The organism is Gardnerella sp. KA00243 (genome assembly GCF_049244105.1).
Taxonomy (GTDB): domain Bacteria; phylum Actinomycetota; class Actinomycetes; order Actinomycetales; family Bifidobacteriaceae; genus Bifidobacterium; species Bifidobacterium leopoldii.
Map to the genome: position 1 here is coordinate 1331275 of NZ_CP058375.1, position 20677 is coordinate 1351951.

At 40.6% G+C, this 20677-nt stretch carries 17 protein-coding genes and 3 tRNA genes; 17 read left to right on the top strand and 3 right to left on the bottom strand.

Going from position 1 to position 20677, the window contains the following annotated elements; translation table 11 throughout:
• The first annotated feature begins 67 nt into the window (after positions 1–67).
• The 5 genes from HXT50_RS05115 to HXT50_RS05135 are packed head-to-tail and all read left to right on the top strand — an operon-like array spanning position 68 to position 5653.
• Entirely contained in the window at positions 68–1348 is a 1281-nt protein-coding gene (locus HXT50_RS05115; RefSeq protein ID WP_421777089.1) for an ABC transporter substrate-binding protein, read from the top strand.
• Positions 1349–1350: 2 nt separating this feature from the next.
• On the top strand, positions 1351–2316 hold the full coding sequence (locus HXT50_RS05120; RefSeq protein ID WP_004105644.1) for a carbohydrate ABC transporter permease: 966 nt from the start codon (positions 1351–1353) through the stop codon (positions 2314–2316).
• Complete coding sequence (locus HXT50_RS05125; protein WP_050397215.1) at positions 2300–3142, top strand: carbohydrate ABC transporter permease; 843 nt, start codon at positions 2300–2302, stop codon at positions 3140–3142. The genes HXT50_RS05120 and HXT50_RS05125 overlap by 17 nt, the downstream gene beginning before the upstream one ends.
• A 55-nt stretch (positions 3143–3197) precedes the next feature.
• Positions 3198–4592, top strand: coding sequence for a glycoside hydrolase family 13 protein (locus HXT50_RS05130; protein ID WP_421777090.1), 1395 nt, complete (start codon positions 3198–3200; stop codon positions 4590–4592).
• Positions 4589–5653 carry a LacI family DNA-binding transcriptional regulator gene (locus HXT50_RS05135; RefSeq protein ID WP_032842347.1) on the top strand — a complete coding sequence of 355 codons (1065 nt, stop codon included), beginning with the start codon at positions 4589–4591 and terminating at the stop codon, positions 5651–5653. The genes HXT50_RS05130 and HXT50_RS05135 overlap by 4 nt, the downstream gene beginning before the upstream one ends.
• A gap of 27 nt (positions 5654–5680) precedes the next feature.
• Here HXT50_RS05135 and HXT50_RS05140 read toward each other — a convergent pair whose 3' ends face one another.
• Positions 5681–6028, bottom strand: a complete 348-nt coding sequence (locus tag HXT50_RS05140) for a phenylpyruvate tautomerase MIF-related protein (RefSeq protein WP_101885865.1) — start codon at positions 6026–6028, stop codon at positions 5681–5683.
• A gap of 84 nt (positions 6029–6112) precedes the next feature.
• Between HXT50_RS05140 and HXT50_RS05145 the strand changes: the two genes are divergently transcribed.
• The 10 genes from HXT50_RS05145 to HXT50_RS05190 all read left to right on the top strand — a co-directional run bounded on the left by HXT50_RS05145 (position 6113) and on the right by HXT50_RS05190 (position 18105).
• Positions 6113–6619 carry a GtrA family protein gene (locus tag HXT50_RS05145; protein ID WP_032835361.1) on the top strand — a complete coding sequence of 169 codons (507 nt, stop codon included), beginning with the start codon at positions 6113–6115 and terminating at the stop codon, positions 6617–6619.
• Positions 6620–6653: 34 nt separating this feature from the next.
• Entirely contained in the window at positions 6654–7358 is a 705-nt protein-coding gene (locus HXT50_RS05150) for a histidine phosphatase family protein (RefSeq protein WP_421777091.1), read from the top strand.
• A 28-nt stretch (positions 7359–7386) separates the two neighbouring features.
• The gene (locus tag HXT50_RS05155) at positions 7387–8343 is read left to right on the top strand and encodes a hypothetical protein (protein ID WP_421777092.1); all 957 of its coding nucleotides are present in this window, start codon (positions 7387–7389) and stop codon (positions 8341–8343) included.
• A gap of 56 nt (positions 8344–8399) precedes the next feature.
• Positions 8400–9962 (top strand): glutamate--tRNA ligase, encoded by a 1563-nt coding sequence (gltX, locus tag HXT50_RS05160; RefSeq protein ID WP_421777093.1) that lies wholly within the window; start codon positions 8400–8402, stop codon positions 9960–9962.
• Positions 9963–10152: 190 nt separating this feature from the next.
• A tRNA-Glu gene (locus HXT50_RS05165) sits at positions 10153–10225 on the top strand.
• Positions 10226–10265: 40 nt separating this feature from the next.
• Positions 10266–10337, top strand: a tRNA-Gln gene (locus HXT50_RS05170).
• Positions 10338–10886: 549 nt separating this feature from the next.
• Positions 10887–12179 (top strand): metallophosphoesterase, encoded by a 1293-nt coding sequence (locus HXT50_RS05175; protein WP_004105623.1) that lies wholly within the window; start codon positions 10887–10889, stop codon positions 12177–12179.
• A gap of 91 nt (positions 12180–12270) precedes the next feature.
• Positions 12271–13632 carry a UDP-N-acetylglucosamine 1-carboxyvinyltransferase gene (murA, locus tag HXT50_RS05180; RefSeq protein WP_004109784.1) on the top strand — a complete coding sequence of 454 codons (1362 nt, stop codon included), beginning with the start codon at positions 12271–12273 and terminating at the stop codon, positions 13630–13632.
• Positions 13633–13822: 190 nt separating this feature from the next.
• Entirely contained in the window at positions 13823–15736 is a 1914-nt protein-coding gene (locus tag HXT50_RS05185) for a serine/threonine protein kinase (RefSeq protein ID WP_116442584.1), read from the top strand.
• A 26-nt stretch (positions 15737–15762) separates the two neighbouring features.
• Entirely contained in the window at positions 15763–18105 is a 2343-nt protein-coding gene (locus tag HXT50_RS05190) for a hypothetical protein (RefSeq protein WP_421777094.1), read from the top strand.
• A gap of 95 nt (positions 18106–18200) precedes the next feature.
• Here the strand turns inward: HXT50_RS05190 and HXT50_RS05195 are convergent.
• Positions 18201–18273, bottom strand: a tRNA-Ala gene (locus tag HXT50_RS05195).
• 115 nt (positions 18274–18388) lie between these two features.
• Positions 18389–19075 (bottom strand): DedA family protein, encoded by a 687-nt coding sequence (locus tag HXT50_RS05200; protein ID WP_004105614.1) that lies wholly within the window; start codon positions 19073–19075, stop codon positions 18389–18391.
• Between the two features lie 227 nt (positions 19076–19302).
• On the opposite strand from HXT50_RS05200, the gene HXT50_RS05205 reads away from it, so the two are divergent.
• Positions 19303–20046, top strand: coding sequence for a teichoic acid transporter (locus tag HXT50_RS05205; RefSeq protein WP_112928870.1), 744 nt, complete (start codon positions 19303–19305; stop codon positions 20044–20046).
• 130 nt (positions 20047–20176) lie between these two features.
• On the top strand, positions 20177–20446 hold the full coding sequence (gene rpsO, locus HXT50_RS05210; protein ID WP_004109774.1) for a 30S ribosomal protein S15: 270 nt from the start codon (positions 20177–20179) through the stop codon (positions 20444–20446).
• Positions 20447–20677 lie beyond the last annotated feature (231 nt).

Genomic DNA, 20677 nt, shown 5'->3' on the forward strand with positions numbered 1-20677 from the left:
ATGGTGCATTGGGCGGTATGCCCAAGAACCTTTAAGTTTCTCTAAATATTTCTAAGGAAGAACAACGATGTTGAAACTAAAAAAGTTTGGAGCAATCTCTGTGATGCTCGTTGCTGCGCTTTCGCTTACCGCATGTGGTGGCAGCACAAGCTCCACGAGTAATGCTCAAGGTAAAACAACCGTTTCTGTTTGGCATTATTGGGATGGCGCTAATGCAGATGCCTTCGATAAAAAAGTTAAAGCATTTAATGCTTCTCATAAGAACATTGAGATTAAAACTACAAATGTTCCTAATGCTGATTTCTTAACAAAATTACGCGCATCTGCTACGTCAAATACTTTGCCAGACATGGCTATAGGCGATTTGATTTGGATGCCTCAAATGGCGCAAATTGGCAAATCTGCAGACTTAAAAAAGCTTCTCAAGCCTGAAGTAATTGACAATATTAACCCAGCATTAAAGAATTTTGGGTCAATTGATGGTCGCTTAGTATCCGTTCCAATGTCAGCCAATAATCTTGCTTATATGTACAATCGCACAATATTTAAGAAGGCTGGTTTAGATCCAGATAAGCCGCCAAAAACTTGGGCTGAATTAAAGCAAATGGCAAAGCAAATCAAAGATAAGACTGGTCTTCCAGGATACGATTTGCCAACCGAAGCAGGAGACAGCGGTGAGGCTCTTACCTGGAACTTCCAAGTCAATCTTTGGCAAGCTGGGGGTGAATTCTTAAAGAAAGATAACTCTGCTGCTGCTTTTAACACTCCTGCAGGTAAGAAAGCTGCCAATTTCTGGATGGATCTTATTAAAAGTGGAGTGAGCCCATATGCTGGATGGGGCAAGTTTGAAAAAGGTAAAGGTGGTTCTGCTCAGGAAGGTTCTTGGATGGTAGGTATTTGGGCAGCGGATCCTCCATTTGATTTTGCTGCAGCTCCTTTACCAACTCCTGAAGGTGGTAAACCATCTACTAATCTTGGCGGAGAACAAGCCATGTTGTTTAACAATGATGATGCAAAAGTAAAAGCTGCTGCTGAATTTGTGACTTGGTTCTTGCAAGACAAGCAAGTGCTTGATTGGTGTGAATCTACTGGTTTCCTGCCTGCGACAAAGAGTGCTGCTAACAATGCAGAGTATCGTTCATGGGTTGAAAAGAAAGAGCCTCGCCTACTTCCATATATTGAACAAATGGCAACTGCTCATACTCGTCCAAACACCAAACTATATCCACAGATTTCGTTGGCATTCGCAAAGGAAATGGAAAAAGCATTTTCTGGCGAAGTAAATGTTGGAACTGCATTAAAGAATGCAGAAAAAGCAGTCAACGAAGTAATATCGCAAGGTAAGTAATCATGCGTAACCCGATAGTACAGTTGAAAAAGAACAAGTCAGCTGCTAATGCAGAAGCAAAAGCTAGTAATGGTAAGCTGATTCGTGATAGTCGTAAAACTGTAGGTAAATGGGAGCAAATTCTCACAGCATGGGGATTGTTGCTTCCTGGATTAGTGATTCTCGTCATCTTCACTTTTTATCCAATTATTTCTGCAGCTTATACGAGCTTAACGAATTGGAACGGGTTTTCTGTAAATCCAGATTTTATTGGATTGAAGAATTATGTGAAACTATCTCAAGATCCAGAATTTTGGAATAGTTTAACCGTGACTGTTATCTATGCATTTGGTGTAGCTGTGCTATCGGTTGTTTCGGGGTTGCTTTTTGCGGTATTACTAGATGCGCCAATTCGCGCTCGCGGATTGTATCGCACTATATATTTCCTTCCTGTCGTTACCTCCTCGGTGGCTGTAGCAATTGTGTGGAAATATATGTTGGATCCATCGGGTCTTGTAAATTCTGTACTCTCATCCCTAGGTATTGCAGGACCCGACTGGCTCCACAACAAGTGGCTAGCATTACTTGCTACTACACTCCTTACAGTTTGGAAGAACTTAGGTTTTAATATCATTCTATATTTGACTGCTTTGCAATCTCTTTCTAAGTCGACTTATGAAGCTGCAAGTCTTGATGGTGCTACGAGCTGGCAACAGCTGCGTTATATTACAGTTCCTCTGCTTAGACCAATGACATTCTTTGTGGTTGTGCAAGCACTGATTAGTAGTTTCCAATCATTTGATTTAATTTATGTGTTTACTGAAGGCGGTCCTCGAGGTGGCACTGACGTACTAGGAATGTTTATGTATCGTCAAGCATTTAGGTTAGGCAATTTCGGTTATGGTACGGCAATTGCTATAGCGTCGCTGGTGTTAGTTCTTATCGTAACTCTTGTGCAATGGAAGGTAAGTAATGCAGAAAATAAGTAAGGTTTTTACGAGATTGCGTTCGTTGCATCTTGCTCGGCATATTGTACTCATTATCGGTGCAGCTTCGGTACTTATCCCATTTATGTGGATGTTTACAACGTCGTTGCAAACAAAAGCCGAAACGTATGCCGTTCAGTCAGTGATTCCAACATCATGGCATTGGGAAAATTATCTGCATGCGTGGCAAAGCGCTCCGTTTGCAAACTATTATATTAATAGCTTGATCATGTCGGCAATTATTGTAGTTGGTCACCTTGCGTTTGATGCTATGGCAGCTTTTGCTTTTGCGCGATTAGAGTTTCCTGGAAAGAAAATATTATTCGTGCTGCTACTTTCTGCTTTCATGGTTCCTGCTTTCGTAACAGTTATACCTATGTACGGTATTATCGCTCAGTTACGTTGGATTGATACTATGGCAGCTTTAACAGTTCCGCGTTTGGCTGATGTATTTGGCATTATTTTGCTACGCCAACATTTTACTACTATCCCGCGTGAGCTAGATGAGGCTGCAAGAATTGACGGATGTTCAAGCCTTGGTATTTTTATTAAAGTTATTCTGCCGCTTTCTAAGCCAGCTCTTGCAACTCTTGGTGTATTCTCATTCCTATTTGCATGGAATGATTTTCTGTGGCCTCTGTTGGTTACAAATGCAGAAGAAATGCGTACTATTCAAATCGGCTTGAGTGGTTTTGTTGGACGTTATGGTACGTCATGGAACTATTTAATGGCTGGAACTTTGACGTCAACTTTGCCATCAATTATTATTTTCTTCTTCTTCCAAAAAGCTCTTGAACGAGGAATCGCTTCTACAGGTCTTAAAGATTGAAGAAGTGCTAAGACGTTTACAATTTGTAAAATTTACTATTTGTTAGGAACAAGTCATGCAACCTGAATGGGTAAAATCAAGTGTATTTTATCAGATTTTTCCGGAGCGTTTCGCAAATGCAAATGCCTCTATTAACCCTAATCCTGTAGAATCATGGGATAAATCTCCAACTAGGGACAATTTTTTCGGTGGTGATTTGCAAGGGATCAGTGAGCATCTGTCATATCTTGCGGATATGGGTGTCAATGCTTTGTATCTTACTCCAATTTTCCAAGCGGATACGAATCATCGCTATGATGCCACTGATTATTTCAAAATTGATTCACGTCTTGGTAATGACGCAGATTTTGATGAGTTTATTAAGCGTGCTCATGAATTGCAGATTCGTGTAGTTTTAGATGGTGTATTCAATCATTGTGGAATAGGCCACTGGGCGTTTCAAGATGTTGTACGTAACGGCGAACAATCGCAATATGTTAATTGGTTTTCGGTAGAGGGCTTTCCTGTAGTGTCTCATCCGGAACCGAATTATAAAACATGTTCCGGCTGTTACTATTTACCAAAATGGAATGTATATAATCCAGAAGTGCGTAGACATCACTATAACGTTGCTAAATATTGGTTAAATCGTGGTATTGATGGCTGGCGTTTAGATGTTCCATATTTCGTCAATAAAACATTTTGGAAGGGTTTCCATAAAGTAGTGAAATCTTTTGGGGATGATAAATACTTAGTAGCTGAAGAATGGCGTAACCCTTCTCAATGGCTTACTCCGGAACTTATGGATGGAACCATGAATTATACAGTTCGTGATTTAGTCCTAGGTTTTTGCGCTGATGAAACGTTGGATGCTTATGATTTTGCAGATGGTATGAATGCTTTGTATAACGATATTCCAGAAGAACATCGTTCTTGTATGTTGAATTTGCTTGGGAGTCACGATACTGAGCGATTGCTTACGCGTACAAAAGCTCATGAATATGCTTGGGATACGTCTGCTGAAGACGCTGAGAATTTAGCTTATGCGCTGTTATTCGCTGCTGATGGTGCTCCTATGGTGTATTACGGCGATGAAAATGGTATGGAAGGAGAAAATGATCCGGGTTGCCGCGCTCCTATGATTTGGAATGAGAATGCTTGGAATTTATCTGTTCGTAAAACAGTTTGCAAATTAATGCGTCTACGTAGAGAAAATGCTGCTCTCCAATATGGCAGGCAGCATGTAGCTGCTTTAGGTAAACATACTGTGTGTATTACGCGCAACTTACCTTCGGGGCGTGCATGCTTATGTTTAGTGCATCGCGGATCTGGAGCTTACATCAATTGTGATGATTTGCCGGTGCGTATGGATCGTGCGCTATTTGGTGTGCCAAGTATAATAGGTAAGCAATACCGTATGGGAGAAAAATCCATCATAATGTATGAAGGTGAAGCAGTGGGGAAGCTATGAATGTTCGTAGAGTGACTATTAAGGATGTTGCAGAAAAAGCTAATGTTTCCAAGTCTGCAGTATCTTTTGCATATAATGATCCGTCAAAACTATCTGAGGCGACGGTTGAACATATTATGCAAACTGCTGAAGAAATGGGATATGTGCGAAGTGCAACAGCTAGAGCATTGCGTACGAATTCTTCGAATGCTTTGGGCTTGTTGCTGCCGCAAGGTATTGATACGATTTTGCAAAATCCCTATTATTCACTTTTGATTCAGGGCATTGGGCAGGTTTGCCAGTCGGAAGGCTACACTTTGATGCTTGTTCCTCCGCTAAGAGGTTCAATGTTAAAAGCTATTCCTACAGCTGCAGTAAGTGGTTTTATAATTTGCGGCTTGGAAGCTGAACGTGCAGAAGTTGTTGAAATTTTGAATAAGCATGTTCCTGTAGTGATTGTGGATCCTGCTCAACCTATTAACGTTCCGACTGTAGAAGTTGACGATGAGCATGATTTTGAAGATTTAGTAGATCGACTTATTGATTTAGGTCATAGAAATATTGGTATTGCGGCAATTGAAACGAAATCGCATACTGATTATCCTGGGTGGCAAGGAATAGTTGGTAGGCGCATGGCAAGTGTTGTGCGCGCGCTTAAAAAGCATAACTTATCGCCGGAAGATAAAGAAATTACCGTTATAGAAACGCCCTGCACATATCAGGGTGGCACTGATGTTTTCAATAAAATGTGGAATGATACTAATCTCGAATACAGACCTACTGCGATTGTGTCGTTTAGCGACATTATTGCGCTAGGCGTGCTTGGAGCAGCTCAACAACAAGGGCTACGTGTGCCTGAGGACCTTTCCATTACTGGTTATGATGATTTGCCTTTGTCTACAATTTGTACGCCACGATTAACTACGGTTCATCAGCCAATTACTTCAAAAGGACGTTTGGCTGCAGAAAGTTTGATTGATCAAATACGCTTTGATGAAGAAGCTTTGCCTGTTTCGCATAAAAAACTAGGAACTGCCCTCATCGTGCGTGAATCGGTTGGGGCAGCTCCTCTTAAGAAGTAATTGGCTTAATATATTTTGCAGTTTTGACTAGAAGTTGCCGCCGTTCCAACCCCAGTCAGTAGTTGCAGTGTAACGAATATAAGTGCGATCCTGTGGAATCCCAAGCTCTCGCTCTAAAGCTGCCATAATCTGCTCAGTTAACTTTTCCCAAGCAGACCCTGGCACGCTGGAACCAAACACGTTCACCTCAACGTAAGCTGCAGGCTTGGAATCGTCTCCTGCAAAATAAATCGGCATATTGTCCTCGAATGGGCACATGAGCCAATGCTCGCTTTTTCCTGGAACTGCGCTAATTGCTTTGCCATAAGCAGTTTTTAATGCGTCACGCTGGGCAGGTGTTGTGCTTACAGAAATATGAGTATGAATAACTGGCATAATCGCTCCTTTGCTAAATTTAGTAAGCTTTATTACGTAACAATTATATGTTATTTGTTAGCAGCCGCGTGTTTAATGGATATTATGAAAAAGCTTATTGAACAGGTTGTAAAGTTTGGAATTGTGGGCATTATTGCCCTTATTATTGACGTTGCGCTACTCAATTTATTAATGCTTGCGCACTTAAATAATGTGGTTGCGGGTACGATTTCTTTCGTAATCTCACTTATCTTCAACTATATTGCCAGTATGAAATACGTCTTTAAACATCGTGAAGATATGGCAAAGTGGATGGAGCTTCTGATTTTTGTTATTTCCGCAGTCATAGGTTTGCTTATAAATGATTTGATTATTTGGGCTAGTACGTTAGGAATGGCTGAAACTTTACGCGGATCTGCAGTATACGTTTTGCGCACAAATATAGGAAAACTTGTAGCTACTGTTGTTGTTGCTGTGTGGAATTTTGTTATACGAAAGTGGCTGCTCGATGATACTAAATCTCAACAGCCTGGGTATGTTGCGCAAGAAGATACGAGTTTTGCTCACCGCTTGGGAATGTGGTCGCTTAATCATACAAAAAACCGCAAGTAATTGGTTTAATCTTTTAAACAGAAAGTAGAACGCAATGCCAGCTACGACAATTCATTTTGTGCGTCATGGAGAAGTTGATAATCCAAATCACGTGTTGTATGAGCGTCTTCCTGGATTTCATCTTTCGGCTCGCGGAGTGAGGATGGCGCAAGCTACAGCAAAATATATTGCCACTGTTCCGCAAATGCGCGGAATTACTGCAATTTATTCGTCTCCTCTTGAGCGGACTCGTGAAACAGCGCGTGAAATCGAAAATGCTTTGCGCAATATTGCAGATTCTGCCTATGTAAAAGCGCACTGTGATGAAGATTCTGCGCAATCTTTTGCGCAATCTCAAGAAAGCGACATTGTTTTAGATAAACGCTTAATTGAAGCTGGAAATAATTTCCGCGGAAAACGCATAGGCTACGGTGAAGGCGCGCTGTGGAAAAACGACAATTGGAAGCTTGTTGCGAATTTGTGGAAGCCAAGTTGGGGAGAAAGCTACCGCAGTATTGCTACTCGCGTTGGTGATTTTGCGCGCGAGCAGGTTCGTAAGCATCCTGGTGAGCAAATCGTTGCAGTTACTCATGAGTCGCCAATCTGGTCTTATAGACACCTACTGGAAACCGGTCACGCTGAACATAATATGCTTCTTCGTCACACGGCTTTAGCTTCGATTACTTCTATTACTTACGATTGTGAGACTTTGCGTGTGCTTTCAATTACGTATGTTGATCCTGCTGGGCGAGTGAAGTAAGTAACATATAATGCGAAGGAGCATTGAAATGGTTAATTCTGTTGATTCTGTCAAAGATTCTGAAGATATTAAAAATAATGAAAAAAGTATGCTAATGCTGAATGATGCAGCGCAATCTGCCGCAAAACTAACAGAATTATGGCCATTGACGGAAGCGCGACACTTAGATAACGACGCAAAATATGCGGAAAATCTTGAGGTGCGCTCAATGCGAGCAATAGCACGAATACTCACGAATCTTGACGTTACCGTTCCGGATGCTGAATTTGTGTATGAAGGCGCGGATGAAATTCCTGGACGTCCGCAAGAAATAGTAGACGCGCTACTTGCTGCCGCCGATGCTTACGACAATATGGATTCATGCTATGAGCCTAACTATGATGAAGCAGAAGAAGAAATACTAGAAAATAGTAATAATATAAATTCTATTTTTAGTAAGATTGCATCTCATTCTGCCGAAGATTCTAATGCAATAAATGCAGCAGCCGATACGTTAAATGTTGAAGGTAATTGGAGTATTAACAATATCGACTTTGCAATTAATTATGCGAAACAAATGGTTTCTTGTTATGAAAATAAATCATTGGAAACGCAAAAAATTATTGTAGTTTTAAGCTTACTAACAAATCTAATTAAAAAAACTAACGAGATTTGCGAAACTTTACCAATCTTCTTATATATTAACGAAATATGTGAGTGTGCTGGTTTGCCGCGAATGATGTTCAAGGATGCTCAATGGCGTGAGATTGTTGTTTGTGTGCGCAATTCTAGTGATAAGTGTAATTGTGATATAAGTGCGTTGGTCAATTTTATTTCGCCGCTGCTTATTTCAGAGTGGGAAAAGCATCGTGAAGACGTGCTGTGGGATCCTGAAGTTGCGAAGAAGCTCGCAAAAGAAGAGGATGATAGAAAGTCCCGCGAGGCTCTTGCTGCGAAGTTTGCGCACGTTGAGGGTAATAAAGAATCTACGCAGGCGCTTGATTAGTTTTTAGGTTGACTTATGTTTGATGCGAATGCTGCACGTCCGTAACGCGCGGCACAATGGAACCTATGACTGATATCGAGGAAACTCAAGAAGTTGCTAATAATGCAACAAAATCCGCAAAGCCTGAACTTCCAAAGAATGTTCGCGTGCGTTTTTGCCCTTCGCCAACCGGTACACCTCACGTAGGTATGGTTCGTACCGCGCTATTTAACTGGGCGGAGGCTCGCCATACTCACGGCAAATTGCTGTTCCGTATTGAAGATACCGATAATGAGCGCGATAGTGAGGAAAGCTACCAGCAGATTATTGAGGCTCTTCGTTGGCTCAATATTGATTGGGACGAGGGCATTGATGTTGGCGGAGATAACGGACCGTATCGCCAGTCCCAGCGCATGGAAATTTATAAAGACGTAGCACAAAAGCTTTTTGGAGCAGGATACGCTTATGAATCCTTCTCTACTCCTGAAGAAATTAAGGAGCGTAATATTGCTGCTGGTCGTCCTGCTGAATTTGGTTACGATGGCTACGATCGCAATCTTACGGAAGAACAGAAGCAAGCTTTCCGCGACGAAGGCCGCAAACCTGCACTTCGCTTGAAGATGCCAAATGAAGACATTACTTTTAACGATTTAATTCGTGGCGAAATCACCTTTAAAGCTGGATCTGTTCCAGATTATGTGATTGTGCGCCCGAATGGCGATCCACTTTATACGCTTACAAACCCTGTTGACGATGCGTTAATGGATGTGAACGTTGTTTTGCGCGGTGAAGATATTCTTAGCTCCACGCCTCGTCAGATTGTGCTTTACCGTTACCTTATGGAGATGGGCATTGCTAAGGAAACTCCACTTTACGGCCATATGCCTTACGTTATGGGCGAAGGTAAGAAGAAGCTTTCCAAGAGAGACCCTGAGTCCAACTTGTTCTTGCATAGAGATAACGGATTTATTCCAGAAGGCTTACTGAACTACTTGGCTTTGCTTGGCTGGTCGATCGCTCCTGATCGTGACGTGTTCACTATGGACGAAATGATTGAAAAGTTCGATGTGCGAGACGTTAAGGCAAATCCTGCACACTTTGACTTAGACAAGGCGATTTCCATCAACGCTGAGCATATTCGTATGCTCGATCCGCAAGATTTCTTGAATCGTTCTGTGCCTTACTTGCATAAGGATGGCGTAGTTAGCGCAGATAATTGGGATGCGTTAACTGACCGCGAGCGTGAAGTACTCACAGCTGCAGCTCCTCTTGTACAGCCTCGCGTGCGTTTGCTTGGTGAAGTCGCTGGAATGGTTGGAAGCCTGTTAAGCGAAGATGGCTACATTGCTCCAGATGACGACGCTCGTAAACAGTTGAAGGAATCTGCAGGCGAGGTTCTTGACGCTGCGCTCGCTGCTTTGAAGGGTGTTGATGCCGCTGATTGGCATACTGATTCCTTGCATGAGCTTTTGAATAAGAAGCTTGTTGAGGAAGCTGGTTACAAGCCGCGCTTGGCATTTGGTCCTGTGCGAGTTGCACTTTCTGGCCGTCGCGTTTCTCCGCCACTGTTTGAGTCCATGGAAATCGTGGGCAAAGACGTGACTTTGGCGCGTTTAGCTGGATTGCGTGAGCATTTGTAAATCACCAATAATTTATAAGCTCAAATAAAATTTGAACAAGGTGGGAACGTGGCACTATTGCTACGTTCCCGCTTTTTTATTTGTTTTATGTTTCGTTTAATATATTTTCGACACGCCGCGGTTGCGTATTGAGCTGTTATGTTGTAAAGTCGCTATTTGTTGCGTCAAGAGGCGTAGCTGATAAATGAAAGCCCCCGTCGTCTAGCGGTCTAGGACTACGCCCTCTCACGGCGCCAACACCGGTTCAAATCCGGTCGGGGGTACGAAGACGGAACGGTCCCAAGAGCCGCGAAGCCTGCCAATTGGGGTATGGTGTAATTGGCAACACAGGTGATTCTGGTTCATCCATTCTTGGTTCGAGTCCAGGTACCCCAGCGAATAGCTCTCGTAGAACGAGGGCTTTTTTGTTATCTATCTGTATTCCTGCGATTTGCCTCAGCGCGCGACCTTTTCTTTACGCGGCTGTAAAGTTTTGGTCGGATTAAGGTGATGAAACGACAGTTTCTTTACATGCGTGCTCAGTTTTTGCCGTTTACCGCGCTTGTACACGCTTATCCCGTTTACTACGCTTGCCGCACGCTTCTTATGCAGCCTTAAAATCAAAAACCCCGGTGCGTGACCGGGGTTAGAGAAAGAAGAGAAGAAGAGAGGTTTAAGTTATTAAAGTCAAATTCAACTACTTGCTTGTAGTTTATTTCCTTTTGATGTATATATAATAACCACCTTATGCTGAGTGCAGTAATGCGATTACCTGTGAATTGTCTGTGAATTTGTAACTATTTTACTGAAATTGCACGTTTTTATCGCTTTTGGGTTATTTCTTATCAGTATTTGCTTAATTTAGTATTTTTGAATGTAAATAATTTATGTAAACTTGCGAACAAAATTGAGTGAGTCGCGGCATATCTGCCGTATGCTTAAAGTATGACTGATTCTGCACAATCCGAAGCTAATGCATCTGCGGCACTTCCTTTATCTGTTTCGGCGCGTTTAGGACGTTTGCAGTTCCATCTTTCTGGTAAATTCCGAGTGCTTCAGTGTGCAGATGTTCAAGATGGGTTACGTATTTCACAAGACACCATTCGACTTATTGCTTCTGCTTGCGATGCTGTGCGACCAGATCTTGTAGTTTTTAGCGGAAACCAGATTGCAGGTTATGAAAAAGTATTTGCAAAAACTTTTCAGCGTAGACGCTGGCAGGAATCTTCCAATATTTCGTCTTCTGATAAGAAGCAATTGGTTGATAAAGTGCACGAATTCGTTGCTAAGTTAATGAAGCCACTAGAAGATCGCAGTATTCCATGGGTTGTTACTTATGGTAATCATGATTTCCAGTGCGGTCTAAATAATGAAGAGCTTGATAAGATATATCAAGATTTTCCATGTTGCATGAATCGTAGTGCTTCTAGTACATCTTCTGCAAGTGCTATGCAATCGACAAAATGTGTGTTGCCAAAGCAGATTATTTTTACATGCGAGCCTGGTACTTTTGCCTTGCCTGTTATGGATGAAAAGCATGAAAAGGTTGTTTTTTCAATAGTTTTAGTTGATTCTGGAGATTATGCTAAATCAGGCGGCTATGGTAGCCCTTCTAAAAAAACTATCGAGTTTATTTCTGGTCTTTCTTCTTATTTGCCTGAGCATATTTGCGTTTTTCAGCATTTTCCATTGCCGCAATATTATCGTGTTCTTCGCGAAGTTCCGCAAGAACTTGCTGCGCGCGAACATGCTATCGAGGGGTATCGTACTTTTGCTGGCCGCTATTATGCTCTTGACGAAAAACATGTTCTGCCAGATGGGTATTTAGGTGAAGGAATTAGCTGCCCTGACGTCGATAGTGGCGAATATGCTGCTTTGCTTGATGCCGGAGCTTTTGCGCTAATTGCCGGTCACGATCACCGCAATTCTTTCGCAGCTAAAGATCCCGAGAGTAATATGCTATTTGTTGCTACTCCTACATGTGGTTTTGGATCTTACGGTCCTGAACCTGCTAAAAGAGGCGTGCGCTTGCTCGAATTTGATATTCGTCATCCGTTTGAACCGCGTACGCAAATGCTTGAATTTGGGAATCTTGTTGGCAAACCTTCTTCCAAAAAAGCCTATACTTATGCTCTTACAGCTGAGTCTGAGCATGAATTGCCAGAAGTAGATTTATTGCGTAAACCATCACTGCTTACTAGATTGATTCGTCGATGGCGTCAACGATCTACGCGCTAATTTAATCAGTTTTAATAGATTGCATGAGCGCGTTGGCAAATATGCCGGTATTATAGTGAATAGTGTTTTAGCGCGAACGAAAGAGGTAAATGTGTCCGCACACAATACGGCTGAACAGAACAACAATAGTGGCATTGACGCTGCAGATGTGTTGCATGTAGAAGGTGGTAAGCCGCTTAATGGCACTATTAAAGTGCGTGGCGCAAAAAACTTTGTTAGCAAAGCTATGGTTGCAGCTTTGTTGGCACCAGGTAAGTCTGTTCTAAAAAACGTTCCTGAAATTCGCGATGTTCATGTAGTTTCTGATCTGTTGCGTTTGCATGGTGTTGACGTTGAGGTTAATGGGCCTGAAGGCATTGTGACAATTGATGCCACAAAAGTGCAGCTCGCAGATGTAGCTGACGTCGACACTCTTTCTGGTTCGTCTCGTATTCCAATTCTTTTTTCTGGTCCTCTTCTTCATCGTCTTGGAGAAGCGTTTATTCCTGCGCTTGGAGGATGCAATATTGGTGGTCGTCCAATTGATTTTCATCTTGAGACGTTGCGTAAACTTGGTGCAAATGTAGATAAAGATCATGAGGATGGTATACATATTACTGCACCTAATGGCTTACATGGCACTAAAATTCATTTGCCTTATCCTTCTGTCGGTGCAACCGAGCAGACTTTGCTTGCAGCGGTTCTTGCAGAAGGTCGTACAGAGCTTTCCGGAGCTGCAATTGAGCCAGAAATCATGGATTTGGTAGCCGTTTTGCAAAAGATGGGTGCGATTATTTCTGTAGACGTTGACCGTACTTTCCGTATTGAAGGAGTAAAAGAGCTTCAAGGATACACTCATACGTCATTAACTGATCGCATTGAAGCAGCTTCTTGGGCTTCTGCTGCTCTTGCAACACACGGAGATGTGTTTATTAAGGGCGCAACTCAGCCAGAAATGATGACTTTCTTAAACGTGTTCCGTAAAGTTGGCGGACAGTTTGATGTTACAGATAAAGGAATTCGTTTTTGGCATCCGGGTGGGGATTTGCATCCTGTTGCTATTGAAACCGATGTACATCCTGGTTTTATGACTGATTGGCAGCAGCCTCTTGTTGTTGCGCTTACTCAAGCGAAGGGCTTGAGTATTGTGCATGAAACTGTTTATGAAAATCGTTTTGGCTTCACGAAGCCACTTGTGCAAATGGGAGCTATGATTCAGCTTTATCGTGAATGCTTAGGTTCGCTTCCTTGCAGGTTCCAGCAGCGCAATTACAAGCATTCTGCAGTTATTTTCGGACCTACTCCGTTGACAGGTCAAGATATTGACGTACCTGATTTGCGCGGAGGCTTTAGCCATTTGATTGCAGCTCTTACTGCTCAAGGTCCGTCGAATGTGCGCGGAATTTCGCTAATTGATCGAGGATATGCAGATTTTAGAGGCAAACTTTTAGCTTTGGGCGCTAATATCGACTGATATATTCTTCTACTTCTTCTACAAAACGTGAGTTTTGTAGGTTTATAAGCTTTTATCCACAATGCTATAAAAAGCTTTTTTACGCATAAATTTATCGGTACAGTAGTCGCAACTGTAATTCAATTACTCAAAAAATTAACTGAAATATTTGATGAGTAGTTGTAGTTTTCAATATTGCGGAGGCGTAACGATGGTTTGTGTAGGCGGACGCTATCAGCTGCTTGGTGAGCTGGGGCGTGGTGGCACTTCAACAGTCTTTCTTGCTGTTGACACCGTTTTGCACAAGCAATGGGCTGTTAAAGAAACGCTTCTGCAAGGAGACGAAGAGTATCAACAGCATATTATTCAATCCTTACGCGCTGAAGCGAATGTTTTAAAGGAATGCGATCATCCAGCTATTCCGCGAATTGTTGATTTTTTTGAAGAAAATGGTAGAGCTTATGCTGTTCGCGATTATGTAAAGGGACGTTCTTTAAAATCTATTGTAGAAGAATCTGGATTGCAAAATGTTGAAACTGTTCTTGATCTAGGTATGCAACTTTGCTCAATACTTTCTTATTTACATTCGCATTATCCGCCAATTATATACGGTGATCTTAAGCCTTCTCAGGTTATGATTTCAGAAGATGGCACAGTCCGTTTGATTGATTTTGGTGCTGCAACGCAATTATATGCAAACGGGGGAGTGCTTGATTTACGCACAATAGACCAGTGCGACGCTCGATTTGCTACTAATATTTTTACTGCTCCTGAAATTTTGAATGAAAACTCTGCAGCAACTACTTCAAGCGATGTGTATTCGATTGGAATGACATTGCGTTACGCATTATTGCCAACTGAAGTGTCTAAAACAGACGTGCAATCTGCTGTACTATTGCCTCATGAGAATCGTGAAGTAGTAGAACAATTAGTGTCTGTGCTCGCAATAGCTACAGCTACTAAACCATCTCATAGATATAAAGATTGCGACGAAATGTTTTCTGCACTGGAAGCGTGTGAGCATACAGAAAAACATTCACAACAATGCGACACTTCTACGAATGTATTGCGACGCAAACAATGCAAAAATAGTTCTAAGCCTAGAAAAAAGCGCTATGCAATTACGGCATTAATTGTTGTAGTGCTAGTTTTTATAGTAATTTTATTCAACTGCTTAGGTTTATTTGTGGGGAATGCTTTTGTAAATCGAAATAAGCAATCTTTTAATGGTGAGCCAAGTAGTAAAAGAATTGAAGCAATACGCAAAAATAATAAAAGTTACGATTCTTACATGCAATTAGCTGAGCGTGAAAGCAATTCGGATATTGCGTGTCGATATATTTCTCATGCAATGCAAGTGCAAAATAGCATGCGCAATAAGAAATATATAAGCAAAATGTCATTTAAACCTCTCCAAATTTTATTGCAAATTCAACTTGCAGATCAGCAATGGAGTGTCAACGAAGAGCAATGTTTTGTTGGTTTGATTAATAAATACGAGCAAAACTTGCGTCCTGTAAATAAAGATTGGTCGAATATTTCTATAGAAATAGGCAAAGCGTATTGGTACTATTTTGCAGGATTTTCTGGAAAAGTTTCGCAAACAGAACGATTATCTCGTATGCGAGTAGCAAAAGTATGGTTCCAAGAGGCTCAAAAATATGAGAAGGATGCGAATGAAACGTCTTCGCAAACTGTAGAAACTAATTCTGATGACATATCGCATACTGTTTCAAATCAAAAAATGTTAAGCGCGTACATCGCTATTTCTGACGCTTATGCGCAACTTGTTGATGTTTCTAAAGATTGTGCAAGCGTAGAAAGATATAAAAATTATGTGAATCAATTACAGCAGTTAATGCAAATTGTTGAGAAAGATCACGGAGACGTCTTATTCGTGGATACTGGAGAACTAGTTTTGCAATCAATTCATTCGTGGTTGCCAATGTTCCTAGAAAGTGGATCCAGTAAACAAGAAATTCAGCAAATGTGCGACAAGGCAGAATATCTTCTTAAACAAGCGCATGTGTCAAATGATGAAGCTGTAAGTAGAAAGAAAAACGCAATCGACAGTGTCAAAAAAGTTCAAGACGAAATTAATCTAGCTTTTTTGCAAAAGAAATAAAAGAAATAATAAAAAAGGGGGAATAAATGTGTAAACAAAGAAATTTGGGGGATATGTGTTTTTTCAAGCGACTTAAATGCGGTTGCGCTCGCATTGGTGTCTATATTGGGATTATTGCATTTATTAGTGTTGCTATAGTTGCTGCATTATTGCCACTTAATTCTATTGCGTATGCGAAAAACAGCTATAACGCAGCCAAAGGATTGCATATAGCAAATGTTTCTGTTATGACAAAACAGAAAACTGTTCGCACTCAAGGCGAGTACATGTTTACTAAACGTTCTGCTTCGCTACTTATAACTTTTGATGGATTGGACGCTTCGGAAATTAGGAACGCGCATAAAGCTACTGTTAGCGTTGGAAGATATCAAATAGTGAGTGCCAAAGCTGATTTAGCTAAGATTGAGGCGGTGTCGTCGCTAGTTAATATTCGTTATAAGATCCGACCTCGAGTATTAGGAATAGTAAGAGTTGAATTGCAAAAAGAAGGAATATATGATTTGCAAGATATCTCTATAAGACTTGCTGCTGTAACAATGCATCCTAAACGCATATGGGGAGGAGTTGACTCTAATCCTCATGTTTCAAAGCAAACTAACTATATTTCTAATGAAAATAGACTTTCTGGCAACAAATTGTGCTCTCGTAAGCCAATATTAAGCATTCCTGATTCAGTTCTGAATGCCTCAGATTTAACAAAAGATAACTCTTATAGCAAGCGTTCACGATATATTGTTATTGATAAAATTGCTCCTCGCTTGAGTGTTAGCTATGATAACAACGCATCGTATGAAGGCAAATATTTTCGTAATAATCGAGCTTCAAGAATATTAATACAGGATGATTCGTTCGTTTTCTCGTATTTGCTTCATGATTCTTATCCTATTGCGAAAGTTTTTGCTGATGGTAAACAGGTTATGGTACTTACAGCTAAAAGCTTTAAAAACGATGGCGTGCATACAAATATGTGGTATGCTGATGTTTCTTTTTCGGGGGATGCTTCTTGGAATGTTCGCTATTGTGTTGAAGATCTATCAGGTAATGTGAGTTCTTCTATCAGTAATAAATTCATTATTGATACGCTTGCGCCAACTGTTTCTATTACTGGAGTGCAACAAGGCGGAGCATATTCTCATGCTGTAGTTCCAACATTAGTTATAAAAGATCGTTGGTTAAAACCTGAAAGCGTAACGTATTCGCTGAGAAGAATGCGATATGCTAAGGAATTGCATTCTTTTGTGCCTAAAAAAGCTGATTCGCAAAGCGTAAGTGTGCAATACGCAGGTTTTTATAATGGAACTCAAGACGATGACGTGTATCAACTTCAGTGGAGTGCTAAAGATTTAGTAGATCATGTTATTTCTGGTAAGTTGCAATTTTCTATAAATAGAAGCGGTTCATCATTTAGTATAGATAGTTCCACTAAAGCAATGAATCGTAAACAATTGCAAAATGCTAAAGATATTCATATTGAAGAACTCAATCCTAGCGGATTGGCAAGTCCTGCAAAAATTAGTGTTATGCGAGACGGTGTAGAGAAGATTTTGTCAAAACAGGATTTTTCTGTAAACAGTCGCATAGATCATGGCTGGCAACGATTGACTTACACTATTTTCAAACGGAATTTTGCCGATAATGCTCATTATCGTGTACGTGTTATGTCAGTAGACAAAGTAGGAAATCATTCTTGTAGCGAAAGTGCAGTTAGCAAAAAAGAAGGAATGTTGCAATTTGCACCAGCTTCCGTGCAATTTACAGTAGATAATCTTGCTCCAATCGCAACAGTGTTTGATATGCAAAATAATTCTACTTATCGCACTAATAAAGAAGGAAAAACTTTACGTATTAGTGCAAAAGATAACATAGCATTGCAATATGTAACAATCGATGTTGATGGTAAAACAAATCGCATTTGGAACGGTAAAGATGTGAATAAATCAGTTTTATCTACAAAACTAAAACCAGACGGTTTTACTCATGACGTATTAGTAAAAGCTGCAGATTATGCGGGAAATATAACAATTTTGCAATATAAAAATGTAAAAATTGTTTCTATTGCAAATAAGCTTGTAAAAAAATCTGAAGCAGATAAAAAATCTAAAAATAGCGAGAGTAAAGACACTGATAGTTCTGATGATGGTTCAGATGATGGCTCCGACAATAGCTCCGATAACGATGATTGGATAGCTCGTTCGCAAGTGAAAAAATCGGAAAAATCTTTTGAAAATGCTGATTCCTTTAAACGAAACTCGGTAAATTATATAGGAATTGTGGCTTATATTTGTGCTGGAATTATAGCAATTCTTCGTGCTGTATTAGGAATTAGCATTATTTTTAAAAAGAAAATTAACGTAAGTAAGCTGTTTTAATAGTTTTAATGGTTTTGATAGTTTCGATAGATTTGATAGGCATTGTGCAAGAAAATAAAAAGCCCACTGCGGTGGAATGAATGCAGTGGGCTTAGTGGAGCTAATGGTAATCGAAACCACGACCTCTTCGATGCGAACGAAGCGCTCTACCAACTGAGCTATAGCCCCAATGTCTAAGACAAATCATCTTACGACAACTCTGCACACTGTACTACAAAGCTTGTATAAAAACAACATTTCTTGTAGTGCAGCGTGCTTGAGTGTCGTAAGTTAAAATACTAGTTTATTTGTTTTCTTTATTAAGTTTTGCTGTTTTCTTTGCTTTGTGTGCTTTGTATAAACCAATAAAAGTTGGCACAAGCGAAATAAGCAAAATTGCAACAATTACTAATTCAAAATTCTTCTGTACGAAATCAATCTTGCCGAAGAAATATCCAAGAAATGTGAAAAGCGACGACCAAATGAGACCGCCTAGTACAGAAAATGGTGTGAAGCGTATCCAACGCATTCCAGAAATTCCGGAAATAAACGGCATAAAAGTGCGTATGAATGGGAAGAATCTACCCAAGAATACTGCCAGCGGACCCCATTTATCAATCATTTTTTCGGTTTTTGCAACTCGTTCTGGAGTGAGCGCTTTTACTTTCCCAGATTCTACAATCTTTCGTCCGAAGAAATGACCAATAAAGTAATTGCACTGATCGCCAATAATTGGGGCTAGCCACACTACGGCAAGTAATAGTGGAAGTGGAAGCGCGCTATGACCTGTTTGAGCGTCAGGAGCTGCAAAAAAGCCTGCTGCAAAAAGAAGTGAATCTCCTGGGAGGAATGGGAAGAATACTACGCCTGTTTCAATAAAAACAATGAGAAAAATAAGGCCTAATGCTGGAGCTGTGCCCATTGCAATCCAACTTGCAATAGCTGAGCGTGGATCCTTGAGCAGGTTAACAATAAAATGAATAAATCCCATAATGTCCTGTCATAAATTTTGCGTATTTAGTGACGCTTGTTAATTAAAAATCAAGCGAAACAACTGTTATTTTGAGCCTAGCAGTCGCCATAAACGGTTGACACTTTTTGTGCACACGCTATCAGTTAATTGCGTTATAACATACAATAATAATTAGTAATGTAATGTTGCATGGTTAAAACTTGAGAAATTGCTTGGCGATTAAAGATTGGCAGGAGAAGTAACGCATGAAGTTAAATGATGAGCATGATGGTGAACATCCACAAAGTTTTGCTCCGCTAAGGCCTAGAAAACGTTCTGCTCGCGTAATCAATGCCAATGAAGTTCCGAAAAAGAATGATGATTCGAAAAGCAAAATTCCTGACGAATATTTAAACATTGGTTTGCCGGAAACAGACTTATCGATTGCTGATTTTTCTCGTAAGCATTCTAATCCAAAGAATTGGTGGATTTATTTTGGCGTTCTGCTTGTTGCTATTGTTATTCCGTATTGGATTGGTCGCACTATGGCAGCTCGTCATACTTCGTGGGTTATTTCGCATTGCTCTGGATTATCTTCGCAAGGTGTTGTTTTTATTTCGTGGGTAATCACAGTGTCTGCTTTTACAAGTCTTGCTATGGCGTTAATTGACACTCATCGTTGGATTTGGCGGATAATGTTTGCTGTTTTTCTGGCTTTAGAACAACTTATTGCCGGATTATGCATGCTAAACATGAGCTTTTGGTATTCGACGTATGTGGTTTATGGTCACGCTTCAGGTTTAGCGAATGCGGCAAATCTTGGCATTATTTCTGCAGGTATTGGAGTAGCTGTATTTGCTGTCATTTTTGTTGGTTTGCTTGTCATTGTTCCTAAAACCTCGGCTTTGAATGTTCTTACGCGTAGTTGGGCGTCGTTCATAATGTTTTATGCGATTGAGGTTTTGGCAATATTAGCGGTTATTTTTGGTGGTTTTTTGACAGCAATGTAATATTTAGATTTTGCGAAAATGAGTTGTTTGCAAGTGGTTGTACAATAAATATTTGGCGTGTAACGCCCGCGGATTGAGAGCGCTACAGCAGAAGGTTGTGGCACCGCGCAGTGATATTAAGGAGGACGCCGTGGCATTAACGGCTGAAGATAAGAAGAACATTATCAACGAATACGCGACGCACGAGGGTGACACGGGTTCCCCAGAAGTGCAGGTCGCTTTGCTTAGCAAGCGCATTGCTGACCTTACTGAGCACTTGAAGGAGCACAAGCACGATCATCATTCTCGTCGTGGTTTGTTGCTTATGGTTGGTGATCGTCGTCGTCTTCTCGATTACTTGAAGCGTGTTGATATCAACCGTTATCGTTCTTTGATTGAACGACTCGGCTTGCGTCGATAGTCTTATTGCCCGGGCTTAAGCTCGGGCTTTTGTATTATTTATACGTTTTGCTTAATTGTTAAATGCATAAATTGTTCACTCATGCGCAATATTTGGGGAAAGTGTAGTGGGCAATATTTAAAATTTATAACTAAAAAGTAATTTATAACTAAAAAGAATTAACAAATAATTCAATACATAATTGAAAATTGAAGCATAACTTAATACGGATGATTGAAGTAACCGAAACAA

Coding starts and splice junctions, on each gene's coding strand:
- HXT50_RS05115 (WP_421777089.1), top strand. CDS start 68: ATGTTGAAACTAAAAAAGTTTGGAGCAATCTCTGTGATGCTCGTTGCT.
- HXT50_RS05120 (WP_004105644.1), top strand. CDS start 1,351: ATGCGTAACCCGATAGTACAGTTGAAAAAGAACAAGTCAGCTGCTAAT.
- HXT50_RS05125 (WP_050397215.1), top strand. CDS start 2,300: ATGCAGAAAATAAGTAAGGTTTTTACGAGATTGCGTTCGTTGCATCTT.
- HXT50_RS05130 (WP_421777090.1), top strand. CDS start 3,198: ATGCAACCTGAATGGGTAAAATCAAGTGTATTTTATCAGATTTTTCCG.
- HXT50_RS05135 (WP_032842347.1), top strand. CDS start 4,589: ATGAATGTTCGTAGAGTGACTATTAAGGATGTTGCAGAAAAAGCTAAT.
- HXT50_RS05140 (WP_101885865.1), bottom strand. CDS start 6,028: ATGCCAGTTATTCATACTCATATTTCTGTAAGCACAACACCTGCCCAG.
- HXT50_RS05145 (WP_032835361.1), top strand. CDS start 6,113: ATGAAAAAGCTTATTGAACAGGTTGTAAAGTTTGGAATTGTGGGCATT.
- HXT50_RS05150 (WP_421777091.1), top strand. CDS start 6,654: ATGCCAGCTACGACAATTCATTTTGTGCGTCATGGAGAAGTTGATAAT.
- HXT50_RS05155 (WP_421777092.1), top strand. CDS start 7,387: ATGGTTAATTCTGTTGATTCTGTCAAAGATTCTGAAGATATTAAAAAT.
- gltX (WP_421777093.1), top strand. CDS start 8,400: ATGGAACCTATGACTGATATCGAGGAAACTCAAGAAGTTGCTAATAAT.
- HXT50_RS05175 (WP_004105623.1), top strand. CDS start 10,887: ATGACTGATTCTGCACAATCCGAAGCTAATGCATCTGCGGCACTTCCT.
- HXT50_RS05185 (WP_116442584.1), top strand. CDS start 13,823: ATGGTTTGTGTAGGCGGACGCTATCAGCTGCTTGGTGAGCTGGGGCGT.
- HXT50_RS05190 (WP_421777094.1), top strand. CDS start 15,763: ATGTGTAAACAAAGAAATTTGGGGGATATGTGTTTTTTCAAGCGACTT.
- HXT50_RS05200 (WP_004105614.1), bottom strand. CDS start 19,075: ATGGGATTTATTCATTTTATTGTTAACCTGCTCAAGGATCCACGCTCA.
- HXT50_RS05205 (WP_112928870.1), top strand. CDS start 19,303: ATGAAGTTAAATGATGAGCATGATGGTGAACATCCACAAAGTTTTGCT.